Origin of the sequence: Helicobacter sp. MIT 05-5294, from assembly GCF_000765675.1 — a bacterium.
Classification (GTDB): Bacteria; Campylobacterota; Campylobacteria; order Campylobacterales; family Helicobacteraceae; genus Helicobacter_D.
In genome coordinates, this window is sequence record NZ_JRPA02000005.1 from 68,570 (window position 1) to 80,590 (window position 12,021).

12 protein-coding genes and 1 tRNA gene are annotated in these 12,021 nt (G+C 37.6%); 8 read left to right on the forward strand and 5 right to left on the reverse strand.

Annotated elements, in window-relative coordinates; genetic code table 11:
• Positions 1–2: 2 nt before the first annotated feature.
• From LS69_RS03970 to LS69_RS03990, 5 genes are all read right to left on the reverse strand, one after another.
• On the reverse strand, positions 3–809 hold the full coding sequence (locus tag LS69_RS03970) for an FtsX-like permease family protein (RefSeq protein WP_138122367.1): 807 nt from the start codon (positions 807–809) through the stop codon (positions 3–5).
• Complete coding sequence (locus LS69_RS03975; RefSeq protein ID WP_138122369.1) at positions 796–1,464, reverse strand: ABC transporter ATP-binding protein; 669 nt, start codon at positions 1,462–1,464, stop codon at positions 796–798. Before LS69_RS03975 ends, LS69_RS03970 begins: the two co-directional genes overlap by 14 nt.
• On the reverse strand, positions 1,465–2,871 hold the full coding sequence (gene trmB / locus LS69_RS03980; protein ID WP_138122371.1) for a tRNA (guanosine(46)-N7)-methyltransferase TrmB: 1,407 nt from the start codon (positions 2,869–2,871) through the stop codon (positions 1,465–1,467).
• A gap of 1 nt (position 2,872) precedes the next feature.
• Positions 2,873–4,138, reverse strand: a complete 1,266-nt coding sequence (locus tag LS69_RS03985) for a fibronectin type III domain-containing protein (protein ID WP_238699119.1) — start codon at positions 4,136–4,138, stop codon at positions 2,873–2,875.
• Positions 4,139–4,288: 150 nt separating this feature from the next.
• On the reverse strand, positions 4,289–5,488 hold the full coding sequence (locus tag LS69_RS03990) for an RluA family pseudouridine synthase (RefSeq protein ID WP_238699121.1): 1,200 nt from the start codon (positions 5,486–5,488) through the stop codon (positions 4,289–4,291).
• Between the two features lie 66 nt (positions 5,489–5,554).
• On the opposite strand from LS69_RS03990, the gene LS69_RS03995 reads away from it, so the two are divergent.
• The 8 genes from LS69_RS03995 (at position 5,555) to LS69_RS04030 (ending at position 11,990) form a co-directional block, all read left to right on the forward strand.
• Positions 5,555–6,682: an FtsW/RodA/SpoVE family cell cycle protein gene (locus LS69_RS03995; RefSeq protein WP_138122373.1), complete on the forward strand. Its 1,128-nt coding sequence runs from the start codon at positions 5,555–5,557 to the stop codon at positions 6,680–6,682.
• A tRNA-Ile gene (locus tag LS69_RS04000) sits at positions 6,660–6,736 on the forward strand. The genes LS69_RS03995 and LS69_RS04000 overlap by 23 nt, the downstream gene beginning before the upstream one ends.
• 35 nt (positions 6,737–6,771) lie before the next feature.
• Positions 6,772–6,999: a heavy-metal-associated domain-containing protein gene (locus LS69_RS04005; protein ID WP_138122375.1), complete on the forward strand. Its 228-nt coding sequence runs from the start codon at positions 6,772–6,774 to the stop codon at positions 6,997–6,999.
• 9 nt (positions 7,000–7,008) lie between these two features.
• A complete protein-coding gene (locus LS69_RS04010) occupies positions 7,009–7,848 on the forward strand; it encodes a TerB family tellurite resistance protein (protein WP_138122377.1) in 840 nt (279 codons plus the stop codon).
• Between the two features lie 21 nt (positions 7,849–7,869).
• On the forward strand, positions 7,870–9,882 hold the full coding sequence (gene ciaB, locus LS69_RS04015; protein ID WP_138122379.1) for an invasion protein CiaB: 2,013 nt from the start codon (positions 7,870–7,872) through the stop codon (positions 9,880–9,882).
• Between the two features lie 9 nt (positions 9,883–9,891).
• Positions 9,892–10,722, forward strand: coding sequence for a protein-glutamate O-methyltransferase CheR (locus tag LS69_RS04020; protein WP_138122381.1), 831 nt, complete (start codon positions 9,892–9,894; stop codon positions 10,720–10,722).
• A gap of 4 nt (positions 10,723–10,726) precedes the next feature.
• Positions 10,727–11,407: a CheB methylesterase domain-containing protein gene (locus tag LS69_RS04025; RefSeq protein ID WP_138122383.1), complete on the forward strand. Its 681-nt coding sequence runs from the start codon at positions 10,727–10,729 to the stop codon at positions 11,405–11,407.
• Positions 11,400–11,990 carry a YigZ family protein gene (locus tag LS69_RS04030; RefSeq protein ID WP_138122385.1) on the forward strand — a complete coding sequence of 197 codons (591 nt, stop codon included), beginning with the start codon at positions 11,400–11,402 and terminating at the stop codon, positions 11,988–11,990. The genes LS69_RS04025 and LS69_RS04030 overlap by 8 nt, the downstream gene beginning before the upstream one ends.
• Positions 11,991–12,021 lie beyond the last annotated feature (31 nt).

Genomic DNA, 12,021 nt, shown 5'->3' on the forward strand with positions numbered 1-12,021 from the left:
CCTTAATCTCTTTGTTGTAGGCTGACAATCCATACTGCAATCAGCGAGAGTGCAAGTCCGGTTAAAAGCAACACAATAGAATCCAAAATCGGTGAGAAAATTTCAGGATTCAACCCGAGTTCTTGAAAAAATATCAACAAAGTGGGGTCTTGAAAAACATAAAATAAACCACCCGCGACAATCAAAGTCGCTAGAATCGTATCTATACAAGCAAGACGGAAAAGGATTTGAGAACGCATCCAAAGCGGTGCACCAAGCAAAGTCATAATCTCCATTCTCTCTAAATGTTGGAATTTCCAAATTTCAATTTGTTTAAACATCAAAAGCAAACTAATTAGCGCGATAAAGCTTGAAAAAATCATTATGCTACCATTGATAATTAAAAGAAGCTGGTAGATTTGACTATGGCTTTTGGTGAAAGTTTCAATGCGTAGGATTCCCTCTATTTCTTTTAGGCTTTTGTGGATTATTTCCAAACGCGCACTGCTTGGATAAGTGCTAAGTGATAAAGAATAGAATCTCGGAAGTGATTTTTTGAGCAATACAATATTGGCTTGGCTAACATTTTTGCTTAATCTCTCCAAGATGATTTTGGAATCAATCGGGCTTAAGTCTTGCGCTTCGCTAATTTTGTTGCGCAAATGCTCTAAGTCTAGCTCTTTGGTGCTTGCAAGAATGATGGCATAGTTTTTGCCTAATTTGCTTTCATAATCACTTAGAGTGCGAGTAACTAACAAAATACTCTCTAGTGCGAAAAGCAAAGCAATGAGCGGTATAATTAAGCTTAAGTGGTTTTTAAGAGAGTTCATAAATAACCCCTTCTTCAATATGAAAATGACGATAATTCACCCCTAGAGTTTCTGGGATTCTGTGGGTTACAACCACCACCGTGATTCCAAGTTGCACATTCACACCCCTAAGGAGATTCCAAATCACTTCAGAGGAATAATCATCTAGGTTTCCTGTCGGCTCATCGGCGAGAATCAAAAGCGGATTATGCGAGAGTGCGCGCGCCATTGCCACGCGTTGTTGCTCTCCACCGCTAAGTTCTAGCGGATATTTGCTTCCTTTGTGAGAAAGTTTGATATGCGCAAGAAGTCTATCGGTTTGTGCTTGGCAGGATTCCTTAGTAAATCCGCCGATAATCATCGGAAGCATTACATTTTTTTCTACATTAAAATCTTTGATGAGTTTGTAGTCTTGAAAAATAATCCCCAAATGTCGGCGTAGAATCTCAATGTTTTTTTTGTTTGCCTTAAACATTTCTACCCCGCAAACTTCCAAAGAACCGCTCTTTAAGGGTAAATCCCCATAAATAGAACGCATTAGAGTGCTTTTGCCGCTTCCGCTTGGACCGCTAATGAAGACGAAATCTTTAGGATAAATGCTAAAGCTTGAATTTTTAATAATGATTTCGTTTTTGTAACCCAGATTGATGTTTTGTGCTTGAACGATTGCGTCCATTTACGATTCCTTGCTGATTTTAAAGTTATTTTGGATTAATTCTAATAAGCGAAGATGCGCTTGATGATTCAGATAAGTTGGCAGTGGAGTTTCTCTAAAATACTCCATAGAATCTGTTTGCAGCACATAGCGGGTTTGTGGATAATTAAAATCACCGAAGGAGCATTTTAACAAACAAGAAGAATGCGGGGTGTTAGAATCCCTAAAGGATTCTTGAATGCGAGGCTTGTTTGATTTATTTTGCGCAGTTTGATAGGGCGAAAAATACGCAGAATCTTCAAGTAATAAATCCTCCAAATGCAAGAAATAATTATCTTGCACGATTTTTGTTTTTTGGAAATTTTTAGGGTAAAGATAAAGAGGTTGGGAATGAGAATCCAAAAAGTCAAATGCAAAATCTAGTTTGCGCTCATTAGAATGACGCAAGGCAAAAAATTCAAGATTGTAAAGGGTTTTGTTTTCTCTTTTCCACCTTGCTTCGTATTTGCTTGTGATTGCCTCATCAGCGTTGATTTGAGAATGTGTGGTAAACTCTGTTGTGAAGTTTTGCGCTAGAGTTTTGGCGTAGTTGAAATATTCTAAGCTATCTGTGCGTAATTGTAGATGTCCTTGTGGTTTAAGAGTGCGTGCGCTTTGCTGTAAAAAGGCTTCGCTTAGGATTCTGCGATTGGGTTGTTTATCCCAAGGGACAGGGAAATGCACGAAGATTTTATCCAAAACATTGGAGGGTAAAAGCTCTAAGAAAATCCGCGCATCATAGCTAAGAATCAAGATGTTTTGGAGGTTATGAAGCCCAATTTGTCGCGCGACTTGCTCTAGTGAGGGGAAATGAATCTCTAAGCCAATGTGTAGAATCTCTGGGTGATTTTTGGCATTATGCAGTAAATGTCGTCCGCTCCCAAAGCCAATTTCTAGCCAAATTTGTGGAAAATCTTTGGAATCACTACTCATGGGATTCTGGGGAAATTCTAACTTTAGCTTTGGTTTTTGTAAGTTTAATAGATTTTCAAAATCCAAAAAATCTTCAATGCTTTTAATGAAAGGAAGTTTGTGTTCTAGCGCGATTCCTTTGCTATTGAGGTTGTGCGTGAGAATGGAATCTTGAAAATCCATTAGAATCTTTAAAGCGTTTTTGAGAATTTCCACAGGAGAAATGCGCGAGTTTTTGTCAAAGCGAACGATAGTCTCTTGCAGTTTATCTTTGGATTTGGGGCGCGTTTTGATTTCTAGGAAAAATTTTTTGGTGTTTTTTGTAGAATCCTTTGGAATAAAACTTACTTGCAATAAAGAAAAGTTAGGATTCTGCGTGGAATGAAAATTTTGGACAAAACAAAACTCGCCCAATGGGTGTGCAACCCTTAGCGGAAGATTAGGGAGTTTTAGTTGTGTAGTTTTGAAGTGTGGCATTTTATTTGGGTAAGGATAGCGTAACTTCTTGCGAAGGTTTGGATTCTAAGCCATTTTCATCTAATGCGCTGACGCTATAATAATATTTTTGTCCTGCTTTGACTTCTCTATCTATAAACTCTGTCGTTAGAACTTTGTTATAGCGCAAAGTTTCCCCAAAAAACAAAGAATCCTTTTTATACACCACATATTCTTTAGTGCGTGAATCTGTAGGATACCATTTTAGCACGACAGAACCATCTTCAATTTGCGCATAAGTGATATTTGGAGAGGTTGGAATCGCTAAAGTTGCGCCACTAATTGGTCCGACTTCTAGGCTATCAATGCCGTCTTTATCGGTAGCGATGATTTTGTAATTGTATTGTTCGCCATCTTTTCCTATTAAATCTTGATAAGAATTTGTGTTGCTCGGTAGGGTTACAAGTGTAGTATAGAAGCTTGAAATTAGCGTAGAGCGCAGAATCTTATAGGAAGCGACTTCAGGATTGCTGTGGAGATCCCAACTAAGATTTACTTGTCGTGGGATATTGTTTGTCGCTTTAAAATTAGTGATTTGTGTGGGTTTTGGTTTGGTGGTTGCTTTGACGCTTTTAGAGGGAAGTGAGCGCGAACCATTGGCGTTATAAGCGATGATTTGATATTCATAGGTTGTATTATCTTCTAGTTTGGTATCTAAATATTCCACTAAAAGGCGATTTTGGATTTTGTCAAGCTCTTTCCAATTTCCATTTTTATCCCTGCGTTCTATGATATAGCCACTTACGCGCGTGTCTTGATGTGGATTCCAAATCACTTTAACTTTTCGCGGGTAATTGCTAATGGCTTCTACATAGCTTACTGCGCTGATAGAATGTGTTTTAGCTGAAATAGCTGAAGAAAAATCTGAAACATTTTTTTGCTTATCAAAAGAAACAAGTTGATAGATATATTCTGTATCGGATTCTAATTTATTATCTGCATAGTGCGTCGTAAAGCGTGAATCAAGCGTGGCGATTTTGCTAAAGCTTTGCGCATTTGCTTTTTTGCGGTAGAGATGATAACCTGCGACATTTGGGTCTTGAACCAAATCCCATTCCAAGCCGATTGTATTGACATCACTTAAAACACGAATGTCTTTTGGTGGTGTCAAAGAATGATTAATACTAGGGCTTGATGTCGTAGCACAACCGCCAAAAATCAGAATCCAAAAGGCGAAGAATCCGCCAAAAATCATTTTAGCAGAAAGGAATCTAGTAGAGAAAAATTCAAAGGGATTGCTTAAAGTCATTTCCGAAAATCCTTAAAAGAGAATGTAGAATCATAAATACAATATAAAGCTTAATTTTAACATAATTACATAAATGAGTGCAAGATAAATCAAAAGAATTTTGTATGATTTTATCAAGAAATTTTAATGTATGGATTGACAAAAGGCAGATTAGTCATTGGGGACAAAAGCGGATTGGTAGAGTTTATCAAGGGGAAAGATGAGATTCCCCAAAGAATCACAAAAAGACTTTAAATCAAAGTTTAAATTTAAAAAATCTTGCATTTCTTGAAATATTGGGGCGTAAATATGCAGAATCTCACCGCTTTTTGGGTGCTGTAAATACAATAAATGCGAATGGAGCAGGATTCTATCTTGCAGATTTTGCGTTAAAAGATTTTTGCATTTACAATCCTGATAGCCATAAAAGGAATCGCCTAAAATATGGCGGTTGATACTGCTTAAATGCACACGGATTTGGTGTGTGCGCCCGCTAAAAAGCTTCGCTCCGATGAGTTCGCAATTTGATTGGATATTGCGCGTAGTAGCGATTTTAAAAAACGCGGTTTTGGCGGGTTTTGCGTTGGGGTTTTGGGAATTTGTTGTAATGTATTTTAGGCGATTTTTAGAATGGCGCACTAGCGGGGAATTAATGATAAGTGATTCCTTAAGTGCTTGGTCAATCACGCACAGATAATAGCGTCCCATTTGGCGCGTTTGAAGTTGTTGTTTGAGATTCTCGTGCGCAAAGTTATTTTTAGCAATCACGATTGCCCCGCTTGTGCCTCTATCTAGCCTATGCACGATTCCAGCACGATAAGAATCGCCAAGATTTGAGAGTGGGAAGTTTTGGTTTTGTAGCCATTGCACAAGCGTGAATTGCTCATCTTGCTCATTGGTGCGATGCACAACTAATCCTGCAGGTTTGTTTAGGATTAACAAATCTTCATCTTGATAAAGGATTGGAATCTTGAAGCCTTCGGGTTTTGTGTGGTAAGATTGCTTGGGATTAGAAAAACCAAGAGGCGCGGAATCTGAATTTAAAGAAGTATTAAGGGTTTGCGGTGGATTGAGAAGAGCAATTTCATCTTGTGCTTTGAGAGGAATCCCTTGTTTAGTGGGAATTGCGCCATTAAGCAAAACTTGACCTTTTGCAAATAGCTTTTCTGCTTTTGAGCGTGAGATTTGGAGCTTTTGAGCTATAAAAACATCGGCGCGAATTCCGATTTCATCGGCGTTTGGAATGTAGATTTGAGAGGCAATAGAATCCTGCGTAGCTTGGGGAAGTTTTGGCGCAGAATTTAAAGCCTGTGATGAAAAGGAAGTAAGAGAGAAATCATTGGCGTAAAATATCTGTGAAATCTTTTTCATTTTAATGGAATCTTTGTGTGAAAATTATGTTAAAATTATCCTTAAAATTGTCATCTTGGATTCGTTTTGTTTAAGTTTAATTCTAAAATTCTAGCATATTTTGACTATACTTTGCCACTGCTTATTGCTCCAATCGTCTTGCTTTCGTGGTTTTTAATCAATGAAAACAATGAGTTTTTGGGCAATAAAGTTTTGATTTATGTAGGCGTGGGCATTTTGATTTTTTCAATTGTTTTTCTGATTCCTGTGCGCAGGATTCCGTGGCTGATTATTGGTTTTTATTGTTTAAATCTTGTTTTTTTGGTTTTGGTGGAGTTTTTTGGTGATACGCGTTTGGGTGCACAAAGATGGCTTGAGATTCCATTGGTTCATTTCACATTTCAGCCATCTGAAACAATGAAACCCGCATTGATTTTTATGATAGCTTATTATGTGGGCAAAAAGCCACCTCCTAAAAATGGCTATAAATTGCTAGATTTTCTGAAATTATCTGCATTGATTCTTTTACCTTTTGTGCTTGTTTTAAAACAGCCTGATTTAGGCACTGCGCTTGTATTGTTGCTCATGGGATTTGGCGCGTTGTTTTTAATTGGGGTGAATTACAAAATTTGGCTTGTTTTGGCGCTTGGCGTTTTGTTGCTTTCGCCTGTATTGTATGCGAATTTGCACGATTATCAGAAAAAACGCATTGTGGATTTTATCTCTAAAGAACCTGATTATCAAGTCAAACAAGCAATGATTGCAGTGGGTTCGGGCGGATTTTATGGTAAAGAAAAAGAAGAAGCAACGCAATCTTTATATAAGTTTTTGCCCATTGCGACGAGTGATTTTATTTTCCCGTATTTTGTAGAAAGATTTGGTTTTGTGGGTGCGATTGGATTGTTTATTTTGTATGGTGCTTTGATTTTTCATATTTTTTCTATGAGCTATGAAAATGACAAAGATTATTTTTTGAAAGTCGTTTCGTATTGTGTGGGATTGTTGATATTTATTTATTCGGGCGTGAATATTGCAATGACGATTGGATTAGCTCCTGTAGTTGGGATTCCGCTGCCTCTTTTTAGTTATGGCGGAAGTAGTTTTATTAATTTTATGATTCTTTTTGCAGTATTAGAAAATTTACTTGCCTTTAGATACAAATTTGTGTATAATCATAGCTCCTTTTCAAAAAGGGCCCTTAGCTCAGCTGGTTAGAGCACTCGGCTCATAACCGATTGGTCATAGGTTCAAGTCCTATAGGGCCCACCACAATACAACATATCAAATGTTTTTAGGAAAATAATATGGAAAAAATACAATGTCAAAATATCAAATGTCAAGGTTGTGTTAAAAAAATCAATGAAGCACTTTTAGAAAAATACCCCTCTTTAAAAGTAGATATAGCAAGTCAAAGCGTAGAAGTGGAAGCAGATAGCAATGGAATCGCACAAATCAAGCAAAAGCTACAAGAGTTAGGATTTTTAAAAGAAGAAGGAATCTTTGGCAAACTAAAGGGCTTCTTTGTAAAATAAAGGTTTGTAATGGAAATTTTATTATTTGTTACCATTGTGATTGTCGTAATCGCAGTGATTAATTTCAAAGATTACTTAAATAATCCCCAAAAGCGTCCGCGCATTGAATATAGAGAAAACAGCGGTGAAGTAGAGGAATATCAGAATCCTTATAAAGATCAAGAACCAATCCCAACGCTAAGCAGAGAGGAAAAAATCCGAAATAGCGAGTATGGTTTGATTGTTGCGCTTCTATCTAAACTCGCACAAAGTGATGGCAAAGTGTGTGAGCTAGAATTGGAGCTTATGGAAAATACGATTGAGGATATTGCAGAGGCATTGTGTTTGCAAAGTGCGATGAATCAAAAAGAAGAGATATTAGAGATTCTACACAAGATTTTTGATACAACGCATCAGAGTGTGGAAACTTTAACACAAAGTTATGCTAATCTAACCAAAGGACAATATAAAAGTCGTTTAAAATTAGTAGAATACTTGCTTTCTCTTGCTTATGCGGATAATGAGCTTGGCGTTCAAGAGCGTGAAATAATCCTTGATGTCGCCGCGTATTTGGAAATTGCTAATGATGATTTTAACGCCCTTTATGATGCGTTTGAAGCATTTTATGCGCAAAAACAAGCGGATTCTACTTTGCAGGAAGCCTATGCGATTTTAGGCGTCAAAGAAGAAGATGATATGGAACATATCAAGAAGACTTATAAGAATCTCGTGCGTGAGTTTCACCCTGATATTTTGTATCATAAAGGGCTAGACCAATCTATTATGGAAAACTCCACGCGCAAATTGCAGTCCATCAATCGGGCGTATCAAGTGATTAAAGAACATAGAAAAACCAACGAATCGCATTAAAATAATATGGAGTAAGCACAGATGACAGAAGCGGATATTTTGCAAGATATTGTGAAGATTTATAGAAGAATAGAAAACCAAAACAAACAGACCAATGCGCTTTATGAGTCCATTAAATCCGATAAAATTCCGCATTTTTTAGAAAGCGTTTTCGCTAGGATTCCGCATAATCGCGAATCTTTACTTGCATGTTTAGACCGCGTGGTTGCACTACAAGAAGCTCCGTTGATGAATGTTTTGCAAAGCCTTGAAATGGACGAGGAACAAGTGATCAGCTTAAGAATGCAGCTTCTTAAGATTGCGCGTGATTTTCATATGGAAAAGCACAAAGCACTGATAATGTTTATCTCCAAAGAACAGCTGTTAAGCCCATTTTTGAGGGCGTTGATTCAAGCAGTGCATCAAATTGGTTTGTGCTTTAATGATTTCTTTATGGCTTGGCAAAAAGATTTGATACTTGGAATCAATCGTGAGCTAAATCAAACTTACAACAAAGATTTGCAAAAGATTTTGGAAGTTTTAAAACCTAGCTTAGAAGTTTCCTCATTTCAAGCATATTCTTTAACAAATATTTTAACCAATGAGACTTTAAAAGATCTTCCCAAACACCAACAAGAAGAGGAATTAACGCAAGAGGGCGAAATCGCAGATAGAAGCTACTCTGTGCCTGTGCTTAAAGATTCTATTTATCAAGCCGTAGCGTATGCGGAGTTTTTTAAAGAAGAATTTGCGGCTTTGAAAAATGCGCTTGATTTGGGGATTGAGTCTCTAACAAAAACTCCTGAAGTTCTCCCAAAAATGGAGCAAAAAAACGCCTATTTGAAATATTTTAAAGCCTTAAGGTCGGCTTTAATGCAGACAGATACGCATCGTTTGTTAGATTCTTGGAGGCTTGTAGATAAAGCTTGGATGGAGATTTCAACTCCTCTGCAAATCGGACACCCTTTAGAATATTATGAAGATCATTTTAGAAAAGCAGTTGCTCCAGAGTGGGATTTGCGTATTGCGCGGATCTATGAGGGCGTGGATTTGCTAAATCCTGAAGAATCGCAAGAAGGCAAGATTTCTAAAGAATCTATGTTGAAGTTTTATCAATATTGTTGCTCCAAAACTCCCAATACAAAATACAAAGATGAAATTAGCGCGTGTGTGGAGCAATCTTTGCTTAAAACGCAAAGTTATGGCGGATTGCCCGCGCTTTTTTATGGAGCAGAGTTAAATGGGCTTTTTAGTGCGCAAGTTGTGCCAAATGACGAAAAAGTTAGCAAAAAATATGGCAAAAAGATTTTTTATTTTCCCGATAGAGTGCGCGAATTGGCATTAGCTAAGCCTTTTATGCTTTTAACTTCTAAAACTTTCCCTAAAAAATTCTTAGATTTTAATCGTGAGTTGTTGTTTTTTAGAAAAGAAGAATGGTATAAAGTTTATGAAATTTCAACGATTGGGCATGAGTTTGGGCATATTTTGTGGGTGAGTTCTGATAGTGAGTTGCAAATGAATCTAAGTGGTCAATTTAAAAATATAGAAGAATTTAAGGCGACAATGGGTGGGCTAACTTATTATTTCTTGTCCGCCAATCAGCCTTTGTTGCAGGAATTGATTTGCAACACTATCGCCCGTGCCGTTGGATTGATTGCCTATATGAAAGAAGATGAAGTTTTGCCTTATTATTGTGAAAGTTTGATACATTTAGAGGTATTATTTAGTGCAGGGATTCTGCGTTATAAAGGTAATTTTGACACGGAAGCTTTGGAAGTGAAGATCAATGAAGAGACAATGCAAACTTTGAAAAAACAATATTTAAATGTTTATAGGCAGCTCGTGATGACTTATTTAGAAAAGCAAGACGCGAAGATTTTTTTGGATTCTTATACGATGAAAGATTTAGAGGGTAATTATAAGCCTAAAAATGAGGAGGTTAGGGCTTTTGTGGAGGATTATTATTTGCAATATCAAAAGATTGGTCAAGTAACCGATACGCTAACCTCACAACAATGGCAAGAAGATTACAAAAAACAACACAATTTAAATTAAAGAGGAAGAATGTCCAACAATATCAGTAGTAACGACATCAATAAGGCGCGAGAAGTAATTTATAAAATCGCAGGAATTTATTTGCCACCAAGTAAGGATTCCACGATTAAAAATCGTTTGGATATATTAAAGCGTAAGCTTGGAATCCAAGATTTTGAAGCTTTTTTTAATCAGGTGAGGGTGGGACAATTTAAGCAAGAGTTCATCAATGCTTTTACGACTAATAAAACAGATTTTTTTCGTGAGGGATTCCATTTTGAAGATATGCTAAATAGAATCTTACCGCATAGATTGCGAGATAGTGAACCGCTCAAAGTTTATTGTTCGGCAAGTTCCACAGGAGAAGAGCCTTATTCTATCGCGACCACTTTGCTTTATGCAAAAGATATTTATCGCTCCAGCACCCCAGTAAGTGTATTGGCGACAGATATTGATACTTCTGTATTGGAGTTTGCTAAAAAGGGCAAATATCTTGTGAATACGAAGCTAAATCCTCTGCCAAATTGGCTAGATTTGAAAGATTATTTTGAAATGCGGCATAAAAGCGAAAATGAAGTTTTTATGGACGCTAAACAGAATCTCAAAAACATTTTGACTTTCAAACAACACAATCTTTATGACGCAAGGTATCCTTTTGGCGTAAAAGAATTTGATATTATCTTTTGTCGTAATGTGTTGATTTATTTTAAGGTATCAGACCAAGAGCAGATTTTAAGCAAAATGTTTTCTCATTTGAAGATTGGTGGAACATTGTATTTGGGGCATTCAGAAAGCATTTTGAATCTTGCCTCCAAAGTAGATCGTTTAGGAAAAAACACTTTTATTAAAATAATGGATTAATCCAATGAATACCAACGAAAAACATCACCCAGATTTATTGTTGAAATCCAATCCTTGGAAGGGAGGAGAGAGCAAAAAGCTCATTGCCATTGGTGCAAGCACGGGCGGAGTTGATGCGATTGCAAAGGTTTTGGAAGCTTTACCGCGAGATTTACCGCCGATTGTTATCACACAGCACATACCGGGCAATTTTTCTACTTCTTTTGCGCAGAGATTAAATAGAATCTCTAAGCTTGATGTTTATGAGGTGCGCGAAAAGATCGTTCTTAATGATTCTTGCGCATATTTGGCGGCGGGTGGTTTTCATATGATATTGGGAAGAGGGCATAACGATTATTATGCTAGTCCGCAAGAGGGGATTCGGATTTCGCGCCATTGTCCAAGCGTAGATGTGATGTTTCGGAGTGTGAATAATATCGCAGGGAAAAATGCTTTGGCTATCATTATGACGGGAATGGGAGATGACGGAAGTATCGGAATCAAAGAGCTTTACGACAATGGAGCTTACACGATTGCGCAAGACGAAGCGAGTTGTGTTGTGTTTGGAATGCCCAAACAAGCCATTGCCAAAGGGGCGATTTGCGAAGTTGTGAGCCTAGATTCTATGGTGGATAAGATTCTAAGTTTTGCGGCAGGAAATCTCAAACGCTTCCACAAAGAGGAATCATCAGGGGAGAATGGCTAAGCTGTATTATCCGCTTGAAGCTGTGGAATCCCGCTTTGAAGCGAAAGGTTCAGAGTTTATTTCTCATCTTGTTGCATTAGAGGGCTTTGGAGATTTTGTCGCACAAATGCGTTTGAAACACTTTAAAGCAGTGCATTTCGTAACTTCTTCAAGAGGTTTTAACGCGCAAGGACAGATTGAAGAGAGCTTTAGCGATGATGGAGAGCCTAAAGGCACTTCGGGTATGCCCACACTCAAAGTTTTGCGCGGTTTTGATTTGATAGAATGCGGATTACTTGTTGTGCGTTATTTTGGTGGCGTGAAGCTCGGCACGGGAGGGCTTGTCCGTGCTTATACACAAAGCGCGAAAGAAGTGATTGCTAAGGCGCAAGAGCAGGGCGCATTACAAGCTTATATCCCTAAAGATTCTAGGACGATACAGATTCCTTTTGCGGTTTTTTCGCAAGTGGAATATTTGGCTAAGAAGTTTGAAGTTGGAATCTCGCAAAAAGAGTTTTTGGAAAATGGTGTGCATTTAAAACTCGAAGCAAGTTTTGAAAATCTACAAGCGTTTTTAGAGAAGATAGAATCCTTGCTGTATTAATTTTAAAGAGATATGAAACTTGCCAAATGCA